Here is a 22811-nt window from a genome sequence, read left to right as displayed (position 1 = left end):
TTGTTATTTGCTTTTCCGGGAAACGCGTCAGTTCATCTTGACGTCGAGTTCCTTGGAGATGAGGTCGAGCACTTCCTGTCCAACCCGGCCCTTCGCCCATTTATAGGTCGGCTGCATCGCCTCCTGCCACGCCTTGCGATCGGCGTCGCTCAGATAATGCAGCGTGGTCTTGCCCGCCTTCTTGATCTCGGCCAGCGCGTCCTCGTTCTCCTGGTGCGCGATCTGGTTGGTATAGTCGGTCGCCTCCGCCATCGCCTTGTCGAGCTGGGTGCGGATGTCAGGCGGCAGGCCGGACCAGAATTTCGAGTTGACGATGACGGCGTATTGCAGATGCGCGTGATAGGACACCGTGATGTCCTTCTGCACCTCGTAGAACTTCTGCGTCAGATAGTTGGACGCCGTGTTCTCGCAGCCGTCGACCACGCCGGTCTGCAGCGCCTGATAGACTTCGGAGAACGCCATGATCTGCGGGATCGAGCCCATCAGACGGAAATACTGATCGGCGATCTTGGATCCGGAGATACGGAATTTCAGGCCCTTGAAATCCTCCGGCTTCATCAGCGGGCGATTCGACGACACCATGTGGAAGCCATTGTCCCAATAGGCGAGTCCAGTGATGCCCTTGGCCTCCAGCTTCTGGAACAGCCATTTGCCGACAGTGCCCTTCATCGCGCTGGAATAAGTCGCGTCGTCCTTGAACAACCAGGGCAGGTCGAGCGCCTCGAACTCCTTGATGCCGAGCGGGGCGAATTTCGCAGTCGAAGGCGCCAGCATCTGCACCGAACCGAGCTGCAGCGCCTCGATCTCCTCCTTGTCCTTGTAGAGCGAGGAGTTCGGGTAGACTTCGATCTTGACCTTGCCGTCGGTGTACTTCTCGGCGAGCTCCTTGAACTTGAGCGCGCCCTTGCCCTTCGGCGTATCGTTGGCCACGACGTGGCTGAACTTGATGATGATCGGGCTTTGAGCCTGAGCCAAGTCCGAAGACAGGACCGGAGCCAAAGCGAACGCGGCAGCCGCGACCGCAAAGAGCAGTTTGCGCATGAAGGACCTCCCCAACAACCTCGGAAACCGGGTTCTTTTTTGTTTTACGGTTTCAGTAGTGGCAGCAATCCGCACGCCGAACAACTAGACCTAAGCCCAATTTGCCGCAGCGAAGCTATGCCGCAGGGAGGCTATCTTGATGGCGGTCGCATGCGCAACCCGGCGCTCGCCCCGCCCCGGGGAGCGAGCGCTTATGTCGCATCGCAGAAAAGACGATTAACTTTTGCGCTGGGCGACCATGAACAGCCGCCTGAACGGGAACAGCGTCTGCCCCGCTTCATTCTTGGGATAGGCCTTGGCCACCCGCGTCCCGTAGGCCGCTTCGAACGCCGCCTTCTCGTCGCCCTCGAGCACATCGAGATACCGCGTCAGCCAGGTGCCCTTGGTCCATTCCTTCACGGGATTTTCGCCTTCGAGCACCTGGAGATATTCGGTCTCCCAGATATCGATGTTCTCGGACAGCGGCGCGAGCAAATCGTGATAAAAGGCCGGCCCCTCCACCGGCGGCGGCGTCACGAGGTGCTCGACCTTGGACCGCCAGGGCCCATTCAGGGCGGTCTCGCCGATCAGGACATGCGACGGCGCCAGGAAGTTGCGCGGCATCTGCACCGCAAGTATCCCGCCGGGCGCGACCTTCTCCATCACCGAGGGGAAGAGTGCCGCGTGATTGGGCAGCCAGTGCAGTGCGGCATTGGAATAGACGACGTCATATTGCTTGGCGGGGTGCCAATGGCCGAGGTCTTCATGTGACCATTCCACCTCAGGCGCGGCTTTGCGCCCCGCTGCAACCATCTCGGCCGAGCCTTCGACGCCGGTCACCGCGGCCGAGAGCCAGCGCTCCTTGATCAGCTTGGTGACATTGCCGGCGCCAGCGCCGAGGTCCGCGACCGTGCGCGGGCCGACGTCGGGAATGCGCATCAACAGGTCGACCGCGGGCCGGAGCCTGTGGCCGGAGAATTTCAGATATTGCTGCGGATCCCAGACCATTGGTCGAGCCTTTTCTTTTTGGTGTTTCCTTCGCGAGGCCTCTTGGTTACCACTGCTCGTCCCGCCCAGGCAATTCGGTAGAGCCCGCGGGACGGCCTGGAAACGAAACCAAGAAGCAAGACCCCATCAAGAGAGCGTGTGACCATGGACCTCGGGCTCAAATCGAAAACCGCTGTTGTCACCGGAGCGAGCATCGGCATCGGCCGTGCCATCGCCAAGGGCTTGGCTGCCGAAGGCGTGCGCGTCGTCGGCGTGGCGCGGCGGACCGACCTGCTCGCCGAACTCGTGCAGGAGGTCGGCGGCGGCTTGATCACGCCGCTCGAGCAGGACGTGATGGCCAAGGACGCCGCCGAGAGGATCGCAGCCTTCGCCGTGAGCGAGCTCGGCCATGTCGACATCCTCATCAACAATGCCGGCGGCAGCCGCCCCTTGCCGGTCGATGCGCCCGACAGCAAATGGGACGAGGCGATCGCGCTCAATTTCACCAGTTATCGCCGCATCGCCCATGCGCTGCTGCCGCAGATGATCGACCGCAAATGGGGCCGCATCGTCAACATCACCGGCAAGTCCGAGCCGGAAGGCCTCAACGCCGCCTTCGCCGCGAAGGCCGCCGTCCACGCCTGGGCCAAGGGCCTGTCGCGCGAGATCGGCGAGCACGGCATCACCATCAACTGCATCCCGCCCGGCCGCATCATGAGCGAGCAGATCCGCCGCAACTATCCGCCGGATTATCGCGAGCGCTTTGCCGAGGAGGAGATTCCGGTCGGCTATTGGGGCGAGCCGGAGGACCTCGCCGCGCTCGCAGTGTTCCTGGCATCGCCAGTGGCGCGCTACATCACGGGAACGGTGATCCCGGTGGATGGGGGATTGCGACGGTATCAGTTCTAACTTAGCGCAAATCTCCCGTGTCCCGGACGCGCTCGGGGTGATCGCCGGCGACAGACTCCGCTTCTCGCCAAACGCGGGTTTCTCTGCCTTCTCGGCGGTCGCGACCAGGGCGGGATCGTTGATGACCGCCTTCGGTGATGATGACATCCGATGCCGGAGCGTTCGCGATGGCGGCGACCGCCCTGGCGGTCCGTTCGATTCCATCGACCATCCTGGCGCGCACGTCCGGTTTGAACGTCCCGATGGTCCCGCGCAGGACCGCCTCGTCTGCACGCTACCGTATTTCAACGCGTGAAAGGCGAAGAGCCATGCACATCCGAGCGCACGCGGCATGATCGTCAACGCGATCGCCCATGATGACATCGTGCCGGTGTTTTGCCCGACGTGTCAACTTCGCCGAAGCGCCAGAGGTCGCGGCGAAGTCGTCTGAAAACCCCTGTCGTTCAAGGGGCCTTCTACTGTGCATGGGGTTGTTTTCGAGCTATCCGGTTCGGGCTCGAAAGAAAAAGCAGAAAAAAGTCAGGCGCTGCTCATTCCGCCTGCAGGATCTCCGCGATCGCGGCGCCCGCTGCGATGGTGCCGAGCTTGCCGCCGACGTCGCGTGTCGCCCTGCCCTCGCCAATCGCCTTCGCCACCGCCGCCTCGATCGCACGCGCCGCTTCCTCGTAGCGGACCGCGCCGCTTCTCTCGCCGTGCCAGCCGAGCAGCAGCGCCGTCGAGAGGATCAGTGAGACCGGGTTGGCGACGTCCTGCCCTGCGATGTCGGGCGCCGAGCCGTGCGCGGCCTGCGCCATCGCGTAGCGGTCGCCGACATTGAGCGAGCCGCCGAGGCCGAGGCTGCCCGAGAGCTCCGCCGTGAGATCGGACAGGATGTCGCCGAACATGTTGGTGGCAACGATGACGTCGAAGCGTTCGGGGTTGCGCACCACATGCGCCATCATGGCGTCGACCAGGATGTCGTCGACCGCAAGGCCGGAATAGGACCTCGCCACCTCGCGGCAAATGTCCAGAAACATGCCGTCGCCGATCTTGAGCACGTTGGCCTTGTGCACGATGGTGAGATGCTTGCGCCGCTTCATCGCCAGCCGGCAAGCGGCATGCGCAATGCGCTCGCAGCAGAGGCGCGTGATCCGGCGCAGCGAGATCACGACGTCGGACGTGACCAGCATCTCGCCGTTACCCTGCTCCATGTTGCGGTCGGCGTAAAACCCTTCGGTGTTCTCGCGCACCACGACGAGGTCGAAATCGCCGATGCGGCCGGGCCGTCCGGTATAGGTGCGCGCAGGCCTGACATTGGCGTAGAGATCGAGGTTCTTGCGGAAGTGGCGCGACGGGTTGATCTCGCCATGCGCCTCATCCTTGAAGTCGAAGGTCGCGGTCGGTCCCAGGATCAGGCCGTCGGCGGCGCGAACGATGTCGAGCAGCTCGGGGCGCACCGTGGTGCCTGACAGCTTCAGGCTCGCATGCCCGACCGCGTGCTCCTCCAGCCGCAGATTGAGCTGGAAGCGTTCAGACGCCGCGCGCAGCACGCCCAATGTCGCGGCCGTGATCTCCGGTCCGATGCCGTCCCCCGGCAGGACGACGATGTGCATGGTGATTCCCCATGAGAGCGCCTGACCTTCGCGCATACAATGCATGCAAGCATATGCCTGTGGAAGCCGCCCCAAGCGTAGTACATGCGAAAACCCCACCAAAGCCAGGCCGCCGGAGCAAAGCGCAAGGCAATGACAATCACGTTACCTGCCGCTGCGCGCGAGCCCGATCGTCCAGTTGCCGATGGCCTGCCGGCCGAGCAACGCCGCTGGGCGATCGCCGCAATCTTCACCGCGCTGGCGATGGCCTCGCTCGACACCGCGATCGCCAACATCGCGCTGCCCGCGATCGCGGCTGATCTGCATGTCAGCCCGGAGCAGTCGGTCTGGGTGGTCAACGTCTACCAGATCGCGCTGATCGCGACCCTGCTGCCACTCGGCGCGCTCGGCGAGATCGTCGGGCACCAGCGCATCTATCTCGGCGGCCTCGTGCTGTTCACCGTCGCTTCGCTGCTCTGCGCGGTCGCCTGGTCGCTGGACAGCCTGCTGGTCGCACGCACGCTGCAGGGCCTGGGCGCCAGCGGCATCATGAGCGTCAACACCGCGCTGGTGCGCTTCGTCTACCCCGGCCGGATGCAGGGCCGCGGCTTCGGCCACAATGCACTCGTGGTTGCAACCGCCTTCACCTTCGGCCCTTCGATCGCATCTGCGATCCTTGCGGTTGGCCCGTGGCCGTGGCTGTTCGCCGTCAACATCCCCTTCGGCCTCGTCGCCACCGGCATCGGTTTTGCGATGCTGCCGAAGACGCCGCGCGCCGATCACGGTTTTGATTTCCTCGGCGCGCTTCTCACCGCAATCTGCCTCGGCCTGTTCATCACGGGCATCGGCAGCGCCGCGCATAATCTGTCGCCGGTCGTCGTGACCGTCGAGCTGGTCACGGCGCTCTCGCTCGGCTTCATCCTGACGCGGCGGCACGCCGATCATCCCGCGCCGATGCTGCCGATCGATTTGTTCAGCCGGCCGATGTTTGCGTTGTCGGCGGCGACGGCGGTCTGCTCCTTCGCGGTGCAAGGCCTCGCCTTCGTCTCGCTGCCGTTCTACTTCGAGGACGTGCTCGGGCGCTCCCAGGTCGAGACCGGGTTCTTCATGACGCCGTGGCCGCTGGTCGTCGGCATCATGGCGCCGATCGCCGGACGCCTCTCCGATCGCCATCCGGTCGGTCTCCTCGGCGGCGTCGGCCTCATTCTGCTCGGCCTCGGCATGGCGCTGCTCGCGTTGCTGCCGGCGAATCCAGGCATTCCTGATATCGTCTGGCGGATCATGATCTGCGGCATGGGCTTTGGCTTCTTCCAGGCGCCGAACATGAAGGCGATCATGTCAAGCGCACCGCCGCATCGCGGCGGGAGTGCCTCCGGCATCGTCGCCACCGCGCGCCTGACCGGGCAGACGACCGGCGCAGCGCTTGCCGCGGCGTGCTTCGCGCTCGCCGGCCACAACGGCGCCACCGTCGCGCTGGCGCTCGGGGCAGGCTTTGCCGCGCTCGGCAGCGTGATGAGCTTCCTGCGATTGGCCGTGAAGTAAGACGTTCAGGCCAAGTGTCGTGCCGCCGTGACGTCAATCGCCGGCGCCGGGATCACCGGCTCGTCGTCGAGCGCGGCCAAGCGCGCGTCGATGGCATCGATGACCTTGCGCGAGAACGGTCCGAGATGGGCATAGGCCGCGATCATCTGCACGGCGATGCGTGCCGACGAGGTGTCGCGCTTGGCGCAATTCATGAAGGTCTGCCAGAGCGGCCCGCGTGCTTCGGGGATTGCGGTGACCACACGATGCACCGTCTCCATCGCCCCGACCCGCGCGCGGATGTCGCCCTCGGCGAGCTCATGGCGCTGCCTCGAGCGGTCGAGCAGCGTCATCAGCTTGTCGACACGCCTCGCATAGGCGGCTGGACTATAGATCCGCTCCAGCACGTTCCTGTAGTCCTTCAGGATATCGCGTAGCGGCCGCACCGGATCGAAATTGATGCCGCCGGTGCACTGGTCGCCGCCGGTCGTCGAGGCGAGATCATGGTCCGGATGCAGACGGCCTTCCTTGGCGAGCCGCCGCGTGAGCTGCGTGTTCGGCAAGGCATAGAGCAGGCCAACCATGGCGACGGGAATCGCGGCCTCCTCGATGAAATCGACCATCGCATCCGCCATCGAGACCTTCTCGTTGTCGAAGCCGACGATGAAGCCGGCGGTGACGAGCATGCCGGCGGCGTAGATCTTGTGGATGCTCTCGGCGATGTTGCGCCGCGTGTTCTGCTTCTTCCGCATTGCGACCAGCGTTGCGGGATCCGGACTTTCGATGCCGACGAAGATGCCGAAGAAATTCGCCGCGCCCATCAGCTCCAGCAATTCGGGATCGTCGGCCAGATTGACGGAGGCTTCGGTCGACAGCTCGAAGGGATAGCCGTGCGCGCGCTGCCATTCGGCGAGTTGGGGCAGGAATTGGCGCAGCGACTTCTTGTTGCCGATGAAATTGTCGTCGACGAAGTCGAGATGGCCGCGATAACCCATCTGGTAGAGCCGCTCGAGTTCGACGAACATCTGCTCGGTCGTCTTGGTCCGCGGCACGCGGCCATAGAGCTCGATGATGTCGCAGAACTCGCAGGTGAACGGACAACCGCGCGAATACTGCACACCGAGATAGAGATAGTCCTCGAACTTGAGCAGATCGAAGCGCGGCACCGGCGTCCGGGTAACATCGGCCTGGAATTTGGGCGCGGTGAAGACTCCGGCGCGCTTGCCACTGTCCCAAGCTGCGATGAATTCGTGGATGACGCCCTCGGCCTCACCAAGCACCAGGAAGTCCGCGCTGGCATAGATGTGAGGGCTCGACGTCGGATCTGGCCCGCCGACCACCACCGGTTTGTCCGCGGCGTGGCACTTGTCGATCAGAAGCAGCGTGTCGGCCTGCTGCGGCAGCATGCCGCCGGTGAAGACCACGTCGGCCCAGGCGAGATCGTCGTCGCCGAAGGTTTGCGTGTTGCAATCGATGAGCCGGACAGTCCAGCTCTCCGGCAACATCGCCGCAACGGTGATGAGGCCGAGCGGCGCAGCAGGGCGCCGCACCCCCATCAGCTTGCAGGACTCGCCAAAACTCCAGAAGGACTCCGCGGTGAACAGCGGATAGAGCATGAGCACGTTGCAGGGCTGCGGCACGTTCACGAAACTCCCATGGAACTCTTAGAGGCTTTGAGTCAGTGTAGCAAAGCATCGTGGTCTTGCACCCAGGCAAAAGGGACAAGCTGTCGCGCTTTCTTCGCGCCCCGACGTCGCCTCAGACCAAGCCACCGGCGTCCAGGGAGATGGCGCAATCCGGGCACAGGCCCGGCCCTTCTCAGAACGCGCACAACACCGCCCGGTCCATAATCTTCCCGCAGCCGCGAGAATCTTCGATAGCTGCCCCTCGGACTCTTGATTTGAACAGTTCCAGTTTGCCGGACACATTGCGCCGCTGAGTCCATCGGTGGATGGGCCAATCAGGGGACTTGCGATGGCAAACCTAACAATCAACGGAAAAAACTTCACGCTCGACGTCGAGCCGGACACCCCGCTGCTTTGGGCGATCCGCGAGAATGCTGGCCTCACTGGCACCAAATATGGCTGCGGCATTGCACAATGCGGCGCCTGCTCCGTCCATATCGACGGCGTCGCCACCCGCTCCTGCGGGGTCTCGATCAGTGAGGCCGAGGGCAAGAAGATCACCACGATCGAGGGGCTCGCCTCCGGCAGCACGCTGCACAAGGTGCAGCAGGCCTGGATCGCCAAGGACGTCCCGCAATGCGGCTATTGCCAGAGCGGCATGATCATGGCGGTGGCGGCACTGCTGAGCGAGAAGCCGAAACCGACCGACGCCGACATCGATGAGGCCATCACCAATATCTGCCGCTGCGGCACCTTCCAGCAGGTGCGCGAGGCGATCCACACGATCGCTAGCGCCTAAGGAGCCGGCATATGAACAAGCACGTTTCCGCCAAGATGAACCGCCGCGCCTTCGTGATCGGCACCGCCGCCGTCGGCACGGGCCTCGCCATCGGCCTCGACCTCCCCTTCGGCGGCCCCGCGGTGGTCCGCGCAGCCGACGGCTCGCCCGAGGTCAACGCTTGGGTCGTGGTTAGGCCGGACGACACCGTGGTGATCCGCATCGCCCGCTCCGAGATGGGTCAGGGTTCGCTCACCGGCCTCGCCCAGCTCGTTGCCGAGGAGCTCGAATGCGACTGGTCGAAGGTCACGACCGAGTACCCGACACCCGGCCAGAGTGTCGCCCGCAAACGCGTCTGGGGCGATTTCTCGACCGGCGGCAGCCGCGGCATCCGCTCCTCGCAGGACTATGTTCGTAAGGGCGGTGCCACCGCGCGCGTGATGCTGATCCAGGCCGCCGCCGACGAGTGGAAGGTGCTGGCCTCCGAATGCACCGTCGAAAAAGGCGTCATCACTCACAAAGCATCGGGCAAGACCACGACCTATGGCAAGGTCGCCGAAACCGCTGCGAAGCTGACGCCGCCGGCGGACGTCAAGCTCAAGGATCCCAAGGACTGGACCATCGCAGGCAAAGGCCTGCTGCGGCTCGACACCACCGACAAGACCACCGGCACGATGGTCTACGGCATCGACATCAAGCTGCCGGGCATGCTGAACGCCGCGATCAAGGATTGCCCCGTGTTCGGCGGCAAGGTGAAGAGCTTCGACGAAGCCAAGGTCGCCGGCATGAAAGGCGTCCAGAAGGTCGTCAAGGTCGGCGATTCCGCGGTCGCGGTCGTTGCCGACACATGGTGGCACGCCAAGACCGCGCTGGAAGCGCTGCCGATCGTCTGGGACGAAGGCGACAACGCAAAGGTCTCGAGCGAGACGATTGCGAAATGGCTGGCCGAGGGCCTTGACGACGCGCAGCCGGCCTATGTCGGCAACAAGAACGGTGACGTGAAGACAGCGATGGCCGGCGCCGCGAAGAAGATCGAGGCCGTCTACAACTATCCCTATCAGAACCACGCCACGATGGAGCCGATGAACGCCACCGCGCTCTATACGGCGGACAAATGCGAGGTCTGGTGCGGCACACAGAACGGCGAAGCGGCTTTCGCGGCCGTGCTTGAGGCATCCGGCCTGCCGGCGGAGAAGTGCGACGTGCACAAGGTGATGCTCGGCGGCGGCTTCGGCCGGCGCGGCATGACGGATTATGTCCGCCAGGCCGTCGCGATCGCGAAGCAGATGCCGGGCACGCCAATCAAATTGTTATGGTCGCGCGAAGAGGACATGACGCATGGCCGGTATCACCCGGTCACCCAATGCAAGATGACCGGCGCGTTCGACGCCGACAACAATCTGGTCGCGCTGCACTACCGCCTGTCCGGGCAATCCATCCTGTTCTCGGTGCGCCCCGAGGCATTGCAGAACGGCATGGATCCGGCGGCCTTCCAGGGCGTCGCCCAATCCGGCGAGGCCGCGTTCGGCTACGCGGTGCCGAACCTGCTGATCGAGCATTCCATGCGCAACCCGCACGTTCCGCCCGGCTTCTGGCGCGGCGTGAACGTCAATCACAACGCGATCTACATGGAATGCTTCATGGACGAGCTCGCCCATGAAGCGGGCCAGGACCCGCTCGCCTTCCGCCGCAAGCTGATGGGCAATCACCCCAAGCATCTGGCCGTGCTTAATGCCGTGGCCGAAAAGATCGGCTGGGACAAGCCGGCGCCGCAAGGCGTCTATCGCGGCATTGCGCAGGTCATGGGCTACGGCAGCTATGTCGCCGGCGCCGCCGAAATCTCGGTGACCGACGGCAGCAAGATCAAGGTGCACCGGATCGTCGCCTCCACCGATCCCGGCTACGTCGTCAATCCGGCGCAGGTGGAACGGCAGATCGCGGGCTCCTTCGTCTATGGCCTCTCGGCACTGTTTTACGGCGGCTGCACCGTCAAGGACGGCCGCATCGAGCAAACCAACTTCGACACCTTCAACTCGATGCGCATCAACGAGATGCCGAAGGTGGAGGCGGTGATGGTGCCGAGCGGCGGCTTCTGGGGCGGTGTCGGCGAGCCGACCATCGGCGTTGCGGCGCCTGCGGTGCTCAATGCCTATTTCGCAGCGACGGGCAAACGCATCCGCTCGGTGCCGCTGCGCGACCAGAACATCACCTTCGCCTAACAAACGCCGCGGCGGTCATCACGGCCGCCGCGGCATTTCGCCTGGATGATCCTGATGACCACGCGACCGGTGACACGGCGAACTGCCGTGCTCGGTATCACCGCCGCAGCCGCAACATTGGGGCGGCCACACGTCGTGCGCGCGCAATCGACGGGCCGCATCGTCGTGGTCGGCGGCGGCTTTGGCGGAGCAGCCTGCGCCCGCGCTCTCAAGCGCGCGCAAGCCGACCTGCAGGTCATCCTGATCGAGCCCAATGCGGTCTTCACCTCCTGCCCCTTCAGCAACGAGGTGATCGCGGGCCTGCGCGAGATCGAAGCGCAGCAATTTGGCCATGACAAGCTCGCCGCCGAGGGCATCACCGTGATCAGCCAGGCCGTGACCACGATTGCGCCGGAGCAGCGCAGCGTCCTGACGGCCGATGGCGTCGCGCTGCCCTTTGACCGTATCGTCCTCTCGCCCGGCATCGATTTCCATTTCGACGCCTTGCCCGGCTATGACGAGACCACATCGGAAAAGATGCCGCACGCCTGGAAGGCGGGCGCGCAGACGCTGCTGCTGCGCAGGCAGTTGGAGGCGATGGACGATGGTGGCACGGTCGCCATCGCGATCCCCGCCAATCCCTCTCGTTGTCCGCCGGCGCCCTACGAGCGCGCCAGCCTGATCGCGCATTATTTGAAGACCAGGAAACCGCGCTCGAAAGTCCTGATCCTCGATGCCAAGGACAATTTCTCGCAGCAGCGGCTGTTCGAGAAGGCGTGGAAGGAGCTCTACGGCGACATGATCGAACGCATCGGCTTGTCACAAGGCGGCCGCGTGACATCCGTGGATCCGTCGACCAAGACCATCGTCACCGAATTCGGCACCTACACGCCTGACGTCGCCAACGTCATCCCGCCGCAGCGCGCCGGCCACATTGCCGAAGTGGCGGGCGCCGTGGATGCCACCGGCTGGTGCCCGATCAATCCTGTGACTTTCGAGTCAAAGCTGGTCGAAAACGTCCACGTCATCGGCGACGCCTGCCTCGGCGGCGGCATCCCGAAATCAGCGTCGGCCGCGAGCGCGCAAGGCAAGGCTTGCGCAGCGGCCATCGTCAGCCTGCTCGCCGGTCGCGCGCCGGAGGCGCCGCGGCTCACCGGTGTCTGCTATAACACCGTCGCGCCTGGTTACGGCTTCTCGCTTGCCGACAACTACCAGCCGAAAGGCGACATCTTCGCGGAGGTAGAAGGCGGCGCAACGAGCCCGGTCGATGCGCCGCGCGAACTGCGTGCCCGCGAGGCGGCTGATGCCGAGCACTGGTTTCAAACGATCACGGCGGACACCTTTGGCTAGATCGATAGCCTTCATCGCAGTGCTGGTTGCCAGCCTTGCGTTCGTCTCAGACGCGTGCGCCGAGGGACTCGTGCCCTATGAAATCACCGGTAATGGCATCGCGCATTCGCTGACAGGGGCCCCCGGCGACGCCGCGCGCGGACGCGTGCTGGTGCTGGCGCGCGCAACGACCTGCATCCTCTGCCATTCCGGCCCCTTCCCGGAAACGCGGTTCCAGGGCGACCTTGCGCCTGATCTCACCGGCGCGGGGAACCGCTGGACGGTGAGCCAGTTGCGGCTTCGGCTGGTTGACGCCTCGCGCTTCAATCCGGACACCATCATGCCGTCCTATTATCGTGCGGACGGCCTCGTCCGCGTCGGACGTAATTTCGTCGGCAAACCGGTGCTCTCGGCCGCAGAGATCGAGGACATCGTGGCCTATCTTGCAACACTTCGGGACTAGGAATGGTCATGCCAGCGACGCGACGTCAATTTTTAAGCCTGGTCGGCAGTGTCACGGTCATTCCGATCGTGGCGCTGCCGCCGGTCGACGCAACGCCGACGATGCTCAACACCGCGATCCGCAACGTCGTCGGCGAAGCGGCAGTTCGCATCGGCAAGGTCAAGCTCGAGATTCCGCCGCTGGTCGAGAACGGCAACACGGTGCCGATGACGGTGAGCGTCGCAAGCCCGATGACGGCGGACGACTACGTCAAGAGCATCCACATCTTCAACGAGAAGAACCCGCAGCCGAACATCGGCAATTTCTACCTGAACCCTTCCTCCGGTCGTGCTCAGGTTTCGACCCGGATCCGCCTTGCCGACACCCAGAAGGTGGTTGCGATCGCCCGCCTCTCCGACGACAGCTTCTGGCAGGTTGCCGCCGACGTGGTCGTGACGCTGGCCGCCTGCACCGAGGAGGTGAACTGATGGCCGCCCTCGTCAACGTTCCCACCAGAGCCAAACGCGGCGACATCATCGAGATCCGCACGCTGACCTCGCACATCATGGAAACCGGCTTTCGCCACACCATGGACGGCGCGCCGGTGCCGCGCGACATCATCACGAGCTTCACCTGCCGCCACAACGGCGCCGAGATCTTCCGCGCCGACCTGTTTCCGGCCATCGCCGCCAATCCGTATTTGTCGTTCTTCACAGTCGCCAAAGAGAGCGGCAAGTTCGAGTTTGAATGGATTGGCGACAACGGCTATTCGTCCATCGCCTCGGCATCGATCATTGTCGAATGATCTTTTGGCGCGCGATAGCGGCGGCAACGCTGTTTGCCGCAACCCCTGCCCTGCTCGCCGGTGAAATCCCGTCCGATGCACGCCGCTCCGGCTATTCCTTCATGGGCCCTGACACGCGCGCCATGCAGGATGACGACACGTCCAATCCGGGTATGCTGTTCGTGCTCGACGGCGAAGCGCTGTGGACAAGGAAGGCCGGAAGCGCGGACAAGGCCTGCGCGGACTGCCACGGCGATGCGCGGGACAGCATGAAAGGCGTCGCGGCGCGCTATCCCGCCTTCGACAGGGCGCTGGCCCGCCCCGTCACGCTTGACCAGCGCATCAACCTCTGCCGTACCAATCATCAGCAGGCGACGCCCCTGCCCTACGAGAGCCGCGACATCCTGGCGCTGTCCGCCTTCGTCGCCCACCAGTCCCGCGGCGTCGCGATCGCCGCAGGCGACGATCCGCAAGCAAAGCCCTTCATCGACCAGGGCCGCACCCTTTTCACGCAGCGCGAAGGTCAGCTCAACCTGGCCTGCACCAATTGCCACGACGACAACTTTGACAGGCGCCTCGCGGGCTCGCCGATCACGCAGGCGCAGCCGACCGGCTATCCGCTTTACCGGCTGGAATGGCAGACGCTGGGATCGCTGGAGCGGCGGCTGCGCAGTTGCATGACCGGTGTCCGCGCCCAGGCCTATGATTACGGCGCCCCCGAATTGGTCGCGCTCGAGCTCTATCTGATGTCGCGGGCCCGCGGAATGCCGATGGAAACGCCCGCGGTGCGACCGTAACGCCCAAATTAGGGCTAGGCAGGCGTGGAACGGTCGCTAGTATCCCCCCCAAACCGAGTCACAGGGAGGGACTAAAGTGGCTAACCACAAAATCTCGCGCCGTACGCTTTTGACCGGCACTGCCGCGGCTGGCGCGCTCAGCCTGACGGGGTTGCCGGCGCGCGCCGAGGTCAACTGGAAGAAGTATGCCGGGACCAAGCTGGAGGTGATCCTCGCCAAGGGCCCGCGCGGCGACAACCTGCAAAAGTACATCAAGGAATTTACCGATCTCACCGGCATCCAGGTTGAATCCGAGCAGATCCCCGAGCAGCAGCAACGGCAGAAATGCGTGATCGAGCTGACCTCGGGGCGGCCGAGCTTCGACGTCGTTCACCTCAGCTATCACGTCCAGAAGCGTCAATTCGAGAAGGCCGGCTGGCTTGCCGACATGACGCCCTTCATGAAGGACCCGGCGCTGACCGCGCCTGATCTCGTCGAGAGCGATTTCTCGGCCGCCGGCCTGCAATACGCCAAGAACGATAAGGGCCAGATGCTGTCGCTGCCCTGGTCGGTCGACTATTTCATCCTCTACTACAACAAGGAGCTGTTCCAGAAGAAGGGCGTTGCGGTGCCCAAAACGCTGGACGAGATGGTCGCCGCCGCCGAAAAGCTCACCGATGCCAAGGACGGCACCTTCGGCTTCGTCGGACGCGGCCTGCGCAACGCCAACATGACCTTGTGGACCAACTTCTTCCTCGACTATGGCGGTGAATTCCTCGACGCCAAGGGCAACATCCTGACCGACGGCCCCGAAGCCGTTGCAGCGACCAAGCTCTACCAGACTCTGCTGACGAAGATGGCCCCGCCCGGCGTCGCCGGCTTCAACTGGATGGAGTCGATGGCTTCGTTCACGCAAGGCAAATCAGCGATGTGGATCGACGGCGTGGGCTGGGCGCCGCCGCTGGAGGATCCGGCGGCCTCGCGCGTCGTCGGCAAGGTCGGCTACACCGTCGTGCCCGCCGGGCCGAAGGGACAATACTCGGCCACCTACGGTGACGGCCTCGGCATTCCGGCCGCGAGCAAGAATAAGGAAGCGGCCTATCTGCTCTGTCAGTGGGCAGTCTCGAAGACGCAGGGCGCGCGGCTGTTGCAGGCCGGCGGCGGCGTGCCGTTCCGTAACTCGATCCTGAACGATGCTGAGGTCCAGAAGGGCGTGAAGATGCCCAAGGAGTGGCTGCAGTCGGTGATTGATTCCGCCAAGATCAGCAAGCTCGGCCTGCCGGTGATCATCCCGGTCGCCGAATTCCGCGATCTCGTCGGCGCCGCCGTCACCGCGACCCTGGCCGGCTCTGATCCCGCGGCGGAGCTGAAGAAGGCCCACGACCAGTTCCGACCGATCCTGGAGCGTAGCGAAAAGACGTGAGTGCGTTGACACAATCGACTCCGCGCGCGGCACAGTCTGATGCCGCGCCGGAGAAGGAACTGCGGCCGCCGTCCTATTGGCCGTTCGTGGTGCCGGCGCTGGTCGTCGTGCTCGCGATCATCATTTTCCCATGGGTGTTCACGATCTGGATGAGCCTGAACGAATGGAAGGTCGGCTCGCCGACTACCTTCGTCGGATTCTCCAATTATTTGCGGTTGACCGGCGATCCCCGCTTCATCGAGGCGATCGGACATACGCTGGTCTACACCGTGCTGTCTGTGGTGCTGCCGCTGGTGTTTGGCACATTCGCCGCCGTGGTGTTTCACCAGAAATTCGCCGGTCGCGGTTTTCTGCGCGGCATCTTCATCATGCCGATGATGGCGACGCCGGTCGCGATCGCACTGGTCTGGACCATGATGTTCCACCCGCAGCTTGGCGTGTTGAACTACCTGTTGTCGCTGGTCGGGATTCCCGCGCAGCTCTGGGTGTTTCATCCGGCAACGGTCATTCCGTCGCTGGTGCTGGTCGAGACCTGGCAATGGACGCCGCTCGTCATGCTGATCGTGCTCGGCGGCCTCGCCGCGATCCCGACCGAGCCCTATGAGAGCGCACAGATCGACGGCGCCAGCCTCTGGCAGGTGTTTCGCTTCATCACCCTGCCGCTGATCATGCCGTTCCTGTTCATCGCCGGCATGATCCGCATGATCGACGCGGTAAAGAGCTTTGACGTTATCTTTGCGATCACCCAGGGCGGACCGGGATCGGCGTCGGAGACCATTAACCTCTACCTCTACAGCGTCGCCTTCGTTTATTACGATCTCGGCTACGGCTCGGCGATCGCGGTCGTGTTCTTCCTGCTGATTGTCCTGCTCGCAGCGGTGATGCTCTACGCCCGCCAGCGCATGCTGTGGACCGAGATTGCGAGGGGCGCATGACCCCGAAGCAAATCGTCGGCAAGATCAGCCTGTGGTTCGCGGTGCTCGTCATCGTGTCGCCCGCAATCCTGTTCTTTCTCTGGATGCTCTCGCTCTCGCTCAAGTTCGAGGTCGACAATGCTGCCTACCCACCGGTCTTCATCCCCGAGCATTTCGCCTGGAAGAACTATGTGGACGTGCTCGCCTCCAACCGCTTCGTCACCTATTTCTTCAACAGCCTGATCGTCACCGGCGGCGCGACGACGCTTGCGTTGATCGTCGGCGTCCCTGCCGGCTACGGCATCGCACGCATGGCCGCACACAAATCGGCGATCGTGATCCTGATCGCCCGCATCACGCCCGGCCTGTCCTATTTGATCCCGCTGTTCCTGCTGTTCCAGTGGCTGGGCTTGCTCGGCACGCTAGTGCCGCAGATCATCATCCATCTGGTTGTGACTGTGCCGATCGTGATCTGGATCATGATCGGATATTTCGAGACGACGCCACTTGAGCTGGAGGAAGCCGCGCTGATCGACGGCGCCACACGCTGGCAGGTGTTCAGGCATGTCGCGCTGCCGATCGCCAAGCCCGGCATTGCGGTCGCCTTCATTCTCGCGGTGATCTTCTCCTGGAACAATTTTGTGTTCGGCATCGTACTGGCGGGACGCGAGACGCGCACCCTGCCTGTCGCCGTCTATAACATGATTTCGTTCGATCAGTTGAGCTGGGGCCCGCTGGCCGCCGCCGCGCTGATCGTCACCCTCCCGGTGCTGCTGCTCACGGTGTTCGCCCAGCGGCAGATCGTGGCCGGGCTCACTGCAGGTGCCGTCAAGGGCGGCTGATCGCCTGTCCTCATAGCATTTCGAAGACTATCGCTTCGCAGCCTCTGCCTGCGGAGCGACAGGTTGAGCCGCAGCAACAGGGGTAGCCACCGAAAGTCCGTAAAGCCGCCAGCTGCCGCCGACATTTCGGAACAGCAGATCGAAATCGATCTGCAAAGGCCTGGTCGGGATGTTGCCGCTGAGCCGCAGCATTCCGCCGGGATCGATCGCCGGAGGCGTCGACAATCGCGGCGCAAGAAGCGCGGCGCCAAACAGATCGAACTTGCGCGCCCGCAGATCGGCGAACACAAGTGCGAGGTCGGCCGCACTGTTCCTGGCCTGGAATTCGGGTGCGGCAAGGTCTCGCAACACCGAATAATTGCCTGAGCGATTGGCGTCATTCAGCGTCAGGAGCGCGGAGCGGATCAGATAGAGCGCCTGCTCGACAGAGATCTGGGGCCCCTGCCTCGTCGCGGTTGCGGCCGGTTGAACTGCCCAGCGATCGGCGAAGCCGGAGGGCGATGGTTGCGTCTCCGCTTCCGCGGGTACGCAAGCCGCGACGAGGAACAGGCACACCGCAAATCGTGGGGATAACGCAATCATGTCCTCACCACCCCATGCGCAGGCCAACACGCCCCCCGGCGACTTTCTCGTCCGGCCCGTAGCTGATGCCGCCGTTGAACTGCATATTGCGGTTGAGGCGTAGTGCCGCATTGAACGCAAGACCATTGGCTCGCTCGAAGGTCCCGTAGTTCATCGCGATGGCAAAACTCTCGTTCGGCAGCAGCGTCGGCACACCCGCCATGGCAAAAGCCATCGCGACGCCACTGGTCGCCTTGCTGGTGCGGCTATTGAGATCGTCGAGACGGCGATTCATAGCGGCCAGCTGACCGTTGATGGCGCTGAGATCGCCCACCGAGGCGATGCCGAGTGCGCCGAGGGAGGTGGTTGCAAGATTGCCGGCGCCGTCGGACGTCACGAGTTGCGTTGCGCCGCTTTGCGCGGCCTTGCTTGCGGAGGAGGTGATGCCGGTCATGGTGTAGGTGTTGCCTGCCGTGCCGAAGGTCTGCTGGTTGGCGCGCGTCACGGTGGCACCATTGCCGAAGGCGGCCGAGTTGGCGAAACCGGCACTGGTATTGTTGCCGACAGCGACGGCGTTGGTGCCAGTAACCGACACGGTGTTGCCGATTGCGATGGCGCCCGAGCCGGTCACTGTCGCAGCGTTCGACATCACCAGGGCATTGGGTGCGTTGACGGCATTGCCGGAGCCGAACACGGAGGACCCGGCGGCGCTTGCCGTGGCGGCCACGGCGTTGTTGGAGCCGACCGCATTGACGTTGTCGCCCCAGCCGGTCTGGTTGGTGCCGTTGATCTTGTTGTTGTCGCCCAGCACGAAGCTGCCATTTCCGTTCAGGGTATTGGGATCACCGATGGCGAAGCTTCCATTGCCTCGAACGATCTGGCCGGTGCCGAACGCGCCGCTGTTGTTTCCGGTGACGCTGTTGCTCGCGCCGACGGCCGTGCTGTTGGCGCCGGTCACCACGCTGTTGGAGCCGACGGCCGTCCCATTCGTGCTGCCTGCGTTGGCAACCGCCGAGGCACCGACCGCCAGCGAGCTGTCGCCGGCCGCATAGCTGCTCGTGCCGTAGGCCGAGCTCGACATGCCGGTCGCGGTGCTCCAGCCGCCGGATGCGGTCGCGTAGTCGGCGGAGGCACGGGAGCTCGTCCCCGTCGCCGTGGACATCCAGCCGGCGGCACTGCTGTTGGCACCAACGGCCACGGCGAAATCGCCGCTCGCGTTGCTCACGTAACCATAGGCGGAGCTCTCATAGCCATTCGCCACGCTCTGCGCCCCGGTGGCGGACGTGTACCGGCCGGCCGCGTTGGCGCCATAGCCCACCGCGACGGTCTGTTCGTTGGTGGCCTGGCTCAAGGCGCCGGCGGCAAGACTGAAGTTGCCGAACGCGTTGCTGGATGCGCCGTAGGCCGAGCTGGACGCGCCACCGGCCATGCTTCCGGTGCCGCATGCCGTACTTCCGGCGGTCCCCGCGCCTGCGCCGCCGGTGCTATTGCTGGCGTCGACGCAGACGAACTGCGCCCGCGCGGATGGATTGCCGAGCAAGGCGCCAAGCACGAAAGCCGCCACTGCACACATCGTTGCCGGCCGCATTCGCCGCCTCGCCACCACCCTCCCCGTTCGTCCGGCCGTCTCGCTGGTCCGCCCCTCGGCCGGCCGCGCCGCAAGACTCATCCCCCGCGTTTTCATCGCTCACCTTCACGTCATCGCAAATTGCGTGGGCCCGGCACACACATGCATCTGGCCCGCGCGCGATAATATGAATATTCATGTCCGGAGACTGCGGTTCGACGACGCGGAAACTTGCCTGATCGTCCCAATTTGCAGACCAACTGCCGAAGGGAGCGGCTTGGCATGACCAAAATTCCGTACCTGCGCTTTGACAGCGCGGAATTGCCTGCCGCCGAGCGCCTTGACCGCTACCGCGCGATTCTCACGCACTATGAAGTGTCGCTCCCCGACGGCACCGGCCGGGATGGGTTCGAGGTCCATGCCGAGGCGTGGCTGCTCGGTGGCCTGGTTGCAGCATCAACTCGGATGGGGCCGGTGCGCTTCACCCGCTCTGCCGCGCTGGCAAAAGCCGATGGCCGCAACTCATTCGCGCTGCTGCTGCTCCGTCGCGGCGCCTGGCGCGGCGAGGTCGACGGCGAACCGATCTCGGCCGGCCCTGGCCAGGTGCTGGTGCTCGATCTCACCCGGCCCTTCGACGGCATCGCGACGGCGACCGACACCATCAGCCTGGACGTGGAGCGCGATCCCATCGTCAGCGCTGCGCCCGATGGCCTCGACCTGCACGGGCTGGTGCTTGACGGTGCCGCCGGCCGGGTGCTCGCCGATCAGATGACGCTGTTGCGGAGAAGACTTCCGGCGATGGACGAAACCGGCGCGCCCGAGGCGGTCCAGACGACACTCGGCCTGCTGCGCGGGTGTTTTGGTGTGGCTGCGCGGCCGCGCGGGCAAGGCCTTGCCCGGCGCGACATCGGCATCCTTCATCGTGCCAGTCGTTTCATCGATCAGAACCTGGGTCACAGCGACCTATCGGTGGCGACCATCTGCCGCGAGATCGGTGTGTCGCGCTCGGTGCTCTATCGCGTATTCGCACCGCTCGCGGGCATCGCGGATTACATCCGCGGGCGCCGGCTCGAGGCGATCCATGTGCTGCTTGATGACGCGAGCGAGGATCGCTGGAATGCGGAGATCGCCGCTGAATTCGGCTTCGTGAGCCAGGCGCATTTCAGCCGAAGCTTCCGGCAACACTTCGGCTACTCGCCACGCGTAGCGCGCGATACTCGTCTGCACGATCTTGCAGCCGCGGTCGAAGCCGGCCCTGAGTTGTTCCGTGAATGGATCGGCCGGCTCGGCTGACCCGTCGGCGCGGCGTGCATCTCCGGATGTGCGGCATAGTGCTCGCCGGCGCCGAGCTTGCTCGCCGCGAACAGGCCGGCCGCAGTCACGGCGTAGGCAAATGCCACTGCGGGAGTGTAACGCCAAAGCCGACACCGACGAAGGTGACGATGAACATGTGCGGCACGCTGGACCTTGGTGCCGAAGCCGAAGAACGCGCTCCGGTCGCCCATGTTGAAAGGCCGCCTTGAACCCCGACTTGCCAACCGTCCCCGTCAATGCGCCTTGCGATACTACTCCCCTGCGGCCGAGCCTCTCATTGCCTCCAGGACGGCAACTGAATCCGCGACCCAGCCGAAGATGCCGCCCTGGGCCTTGATCATTTTCAGGCCCATCTCATGAAACTCGGGGAAGTAAGACGCGCAGCCGTCCGAGATGACGATGCAGCGATAGCCGCGATCATTGGCCTCGCGCACGGTGGTGTTGACGCATACCTCTGTGGTGACGCCGCACACGAGCAGGTTCTCGATGCCGTATCTTTCCAGCACCTCGCTAAGCTCGGTGGCATAGAACGCGCCCTTGCCGGGCTTGTCGATCACAACCTCGCTGTCGAGCGGATAGAGCTCGGGGATGATATCGTGACCGGCCTCACCACGGATGAGAATGCGCCCCATCGGGCCGGGATCGCCGATGCGCAGGGACGGCGCGCCGCGCTCGACTTTCGCCGGCGGCGCGTCGGAGAGATCGGGCAGATGGCCCTCGCGGGTGTGGATCACCAACATGCCGGTGTCACGCGCCGCCTCTAGCACCGCGCCGATCGGTTTCACCGCGCGCGCAAGCTGGCTGACATCATTGCCGAGCGTCTCACCGAAGCCGCCGGGCTCCATGAAGTCGCGTTGCATGTCGATGATGACGAGCGCGGTCGACGACAAGTCGAGCTTGATCGGCTCGGGCTCGGCTCTGATGACACCCAGTCTCGACTTGCTTGAGTTCAACATGACGCCCCTCGCGAGAACTCTCTTTGCCATCAGCTCTGCAAGCGCCGTGCCATTGTGTACAATTGCGGCGGCGCACCAGCTGCGACGGAAACCGCTGCGTACTCAGAACGTTACGCCAGCGATCGACATCTGCATATTCCCTTCGCGACGGCTTTGCGACGTGCATTTGCTTAAAGGATGAGCGGCGCCCGCTGTCATTCCGGGGCGCGACGAAGTCGCGAGCCCGGAATCCATCGGGCCGCAATATATGAGGTGAAATGGATTCTCTGATGCGCAATTGCGCATCATAGCTCGACGCTTCGCGTCGCCCCGGAATGACGACGGAGCGTGGCGCTAAGGCCCCGCCCCATACAACCGCCGATGCTCCTCTTCATACGGCGCGTAAGAGTCCTTCAACGTCGCCATGTTGAGCAGCATGGTCGCAACCATCGCGCCAGCCTTGTCGAACACGCGCGTCCTGACCCAGGCGCTCTCGGTGCGGCGGCTGCCGGACAGCGCGACCACCTCGCGCTCGACCTCGTATTCCTCGTCGACGAACAGCGGGCCCTTCACCAGTCGGATCTCCTGGTCAGCGAACAGACCGACGGCCGGCCCTTTCGCCGGCAGCGGATCGTCCTTGGCGCGGTATTGAAACAGCACGCTCAGCATCTCCATCGGGATGATGGCTCTTCCCCACGGATTGTCGGCGCCGGAATAGTAGGGCGAGTTCTCGGTGATGACCGTAAGCTTCTGCCGCAGCGAGAACGGATAGAGGTCGCCCATGTTCTGGTCGAACGCCATCCGCACCGTCTGTCGCTTGCTCGTCTGTGCCACCTTCAGATCGCGCAGGATCACGGGATCGGCGAGCGGCTTGAGCTCGGTCAGGCGGGTCTCCAGCGCCGTTGCAGCGTGAGGATCGCCGACGGAGGCCGTGCCGCGCAGCACCTCGGTGCCGTCGCGCTTCACCATCTGGATCTGGCACTGGCTCGTTCCGGGCAAAGGCTTCGACAGGATCGCCTGCACCTCCTCGCCTTCGAAACAGGCGTTGCGATAATGCGCGGAGAGGCAGCCGCTCTCGAACCACGCCTGTCCCCACAGACGCGCACCCAGCGGCGCGAACTGGCTGAAATGCGTCGGTCCCTCGATGGTCCCGCCCTTGAAGCCGAGCTTCTGCGCGGTGGCATCATCGTGGATGGAGGCGTGCGCGTCGTAAACCTGCGCATGCAGCATCTGGCGCGGCTGGCGCCACGGCCCGATCAGGGCTTCGGCCGTCTCGGTGATCTCAGTCTTGAACGCACTTGCAGTCATTGGCTCC

At 64.2% G+C, this 22811-nt stretch carries 22 protein-coding genes; 14 read left to right on the top strand and 8 right to left on the bottom strand.

Translation table 11 applies throughout. From position 1 onward, the window contains the following. Positions 1-27: 27 nt before the first annotated feature. Together JQ587_RS07375 and JQ587_RS07370 are read right to left on the bottom strand one after the other, a co-directional pair. Entirely contained in the window at positions 28-1041 is a 1014-nt protein-coding gene (locus JQ587_RS07375) for a DctP family TRAP transporter solute-binding subunit (protein WP_212297848.1), read from the bottom strand. A 216-nt stretch (positions 1042-1257) separates the two neighbouring features. Continuing rightward, complete coding sequence (locus tag JQ587_RS07370) at positions 1258-2028, bottom strand: methyltransferase domain-containing protein (protein WP_212424866.1); 771 nt, start codon at positions 2026-2028, stop codon at positions 1258-1260. 144 nt (positions 2029-2172) lie between these two features. Here JQ587_RS07370 and JQ587_RS07365 point away from each other — a divergent pair, with 144 nt between their 5' ends. Both JQ587_RS07365 and JQ587_RS07360 read left to right on the top strand, forming a co-directional pair. Beyond that, a complete protein-coding gene (locus JQ587_RS07365; protein ID WP_212425047.1) occupies positions 2173-2916 on the top strand; it encodes an SDR family NAD(P)-dependent oxidoreductase in 744 nt (247 codons plus the stop codon). A gap of 121 nt (positions 2917-3037) precedes the next feature. After that, entirely contained in the window at positions 3038-3211 is a 174-nt protein-coding gene (locus tag JQ587_RS07360; protein WP_212424865.1) for a hypothetical protein, read from the top strand. 235 nt (positions 3212-3446) lie between these two features. Here JQ587_RS07360 and JQ587_RS07355 read toward each other — a convergent pair whose 3' ends face one another. Beyond that, positions 3447-4508 carry an isocitrate/isopropylmalate dehydrogenase family protein gene (locus JQ587_RS07355; protein ID WP_212424864.1) on the bottom strand — a complete coding sequence of 354 codons (1062 nt, stop codon included), beginning with the start codon at positions 4506-4508 and terminating at the stop codon, positions 3447-3449. A 132-nt stretch (positions 4509-4640) separates the two neighbouring features. Here JQ587_RS07355 and JQ587_RS07350 point away from each other — a divergent pair, with 132 nt between their 5' ends. Then, positions 4641-6029: an MFS transporter gene (locus JQ587_RS07350; protein WP_212424863.1), complete on the top strand. Its 1389-nt coding sequence runs from the start codon at positions 4641-4643 to the stop codon at positions 6027-6029. 5 nt (positions 6030-6034) lie between these two features. Here JQ587_RS07350 and JQ587_RS07345 read toward each other — a convergent pair whose 3' ends face one another. Beyond that, positions 6035-7654 carry a B12-binding domain-containing radical SAM protein gene (locus JQ587_RS07345; protein ID WP_212424862.1) on the bottom strand — a complete coding sequence of 540 codons (1620 nt, stop codon included), beginning with the start codon at positions 7652-7654 and terminating at the stop codon, positions 6035-6037. Between the two features lie 328 nt (positions 7655-7982). Here JQ587_RS07345 and JQ587_RS07340 point away from each other — a divergent pair, with 328 nt between their 5' ends. The 10 genes from JQ587_RS07340 (at position 7983) to JQ587_RS07295 (ending at position 17119) form a co-directional block, all read left to right on the top strand. Beyond that, positions 7983-8432 (top strand): (2Fe-2S)-binding protein, encoded by a 450-nt coding sequence (locus JQ587_RS07340; RefSeq protein WP_212424861.1) that lies wholly within the window; start codon positions 7983-7985, stop codon positions 8430-8432. A gap of 11 nt (positions 8433-8443) precedes the next feature. Further along, positions 8444-10630, top strand: a complete 2187-nt coding sequence (locus JQ587_RS07335; protein ID WP_212424860.1) for a xanthine dehydrogenase family protein molybdopterin-binding subunit — start codon at positions 8444-8446, stop codon at positions 10628-10630. Between the two features lie 45 nt (positions 10631-10675). After that, a complete protein-coding gene (locus JQ587_RS07330; protein ID WP_212424859.1) occupies positions 10676-11959 on the top strand; it encodes an NAD(P)/FAD-dependent oxidoreductase in 1284 nt (427 codons plus the stop codon). Continuing rightward, entirely contained in the window at positions 11952-12401 is a 450-nt protein-coding gene (gene soxX, locus JQ587_RS07325) for a sulfur oxidation c-type cytochrome SoxX (RefSeq protein WP_212424858.1), read from the top strand. The genes JQ587_RS07330 and soxX overlap by 8 nt, the downstream gene beginning before the upstream one ends. 8 nt (positions 12402-12409) lie before the next feature. Then, complete coding sequence (locus tag JQ587_RS07320; RefSeq protein ID WP_212424857.1) at positions 12410-12868, top strand: SoxY-related AACIE arm protein; 459 nt, start codon at positions 12410-12412, stop codon at positions 12866-12868. Further along, complete coding sequence (gene soxZ, locus JQ587_RS07315; RefSeq protein ID WP_212424856.1) at positions 12868-13185, top strand: thiosulfate oxidation carrier complex protein SoxZ; 318 nt, start codon at positions 12868-12870, stop codon at positions 13183-13185. Before JQ587_RS07320 ends, soxZ begins: the two co-directional genes overlap by 1 nt. Further along, positions 13182-13961, top strand: coding sequence for a sulfur oxidation c-type cytochrome SoxA (gene soxA / locus JQ587_RS07310; RefSeq protein ID WP_212424855.1), 780 nt, complete (start codon positions 13182-13184; stop codon positions 13959-13961). The genes soxZ and soxA overlap by 4 nt, the downstream gene beginning before the upstream one ends. Before the next feature lie 76 nt (positions 13962-14037). Continuing rightward, positions 14038-15363 (top strand): ABC transporter substrate-binding protein, encoded by a 1326-nt coding sequence (locus JQ587_RS07305; RefSeq protein WP_212297832.1) that lies wholly within the window; start codon positions 14038-14040, stop codon positions 15361-15363. Further along, complete coding sequence (locus JQ587_RS07300; protein ID WP_212297831.1) at positions 15360-16298, top strand: carbohydrate ABC transporter permease; 939 nt, start codon at positions 15360-15362, stop codon at positions 16296-16298. Before JQ587_RS07305 ends, JQ587_RS07300 begins: the two co-directional genes overlap by 4 nt. After that, a complete protein-coding gene (locus JQ587_RS07295) occupies positions 16295-17119 on the top strand; it encodes a carbohydrate ABC transporter permease (RefSeq protein ID WP_212424854.1) in 825 nt (274 codons plus the stop codon). Before JQ587_RS07300 ends, JQ587_RS07295 begins: the two co-directional genes overlap by 4 nt. Before the next feature lie 27 nt (positions 17120-17146). On the opposite strand, the gene JQ587_RS07290 is transcribed toward JQ587_RS07295, so the two are convergent. Together JQ587_RS07290 and JQ587_RS07285 are read right to left on the bottom strand one after the other, a co-directional pair. Continuing rightward, a complete protein-coding gene (locus tag JQ587_RS07290; protein WP_249154216.1) occupies positions 17147-17701 on the bottom strand; it encodes a hypothetical protein in 555 nt (184 codons plus the stop codon). A 4-nt stretch (positions 17702-17705) separates the two neighbouring features. Then, a complete protein-coding gene (locus tag JQ587_RS07285) occupies positions 17706-19268 on the bottom strand; it encodes a hypothetical protein (protein ID WP_249154215.1) in 1563 nt (520 codons plus the stop codon). A 228-nt stretch (positions 19269-19496) separates the two neighbouring features. Here JQ587_RS07285 and JQ587_RS07280 point away from each other — a divergent pair, with 228 nt between their 5' ends. Continuing rightward, a complete protein-coding gene (locus JQ587_RS07280) occupies positions 19497-20540 on the top strand; it encodes a helix-turn-helix domain-containing protein (protein WP_249154214.1) in 1044 nt (347 codons plus the stop codon). A 272-nt stretch (positions 20541-20812) separates the two neighbouring features. On the opposite strand, the gene JQ587_RS07275 is transcribed toward JQ587_RS07280, so the two are convergent. Then, on the bottom strand, positions 20813-21517 hold the full coding sequence (locus tag JQ587_RS07275; RefSeq protein ID WP_212424853.1) for a cysteine hydrolase family protein: 705 nt from the start codon (positions 21515-21517) through the stop codon (positions 20813-20815). A gap of 333 nt (positions 21518-21850) precedes the next feature. Next, entirely contained in the window at positions 21851-22804 is a 954-nt protein-coding gene (locus JQ587_RS07270; protein ID WP_212424852.1) for a hypothetical protein, read from the bottom strand. Positions 22805-22811: the final 7 nt, after the last annotated feature.

The organism is Bradyrhizobium manausense, assembly GCF_018130615.1.
GTDB lineage: Bacteria > Pseudomonadota > Alphaproteobacteria > Rhizobiales > Xanthobacteraceae > Bradyrhizobium > Bradyrhizobium manausense_A.
Note: the sequence above shows the minus strand (reverse complement) of the source record. Positions and strands in the feature narration are given on the sequence as shown.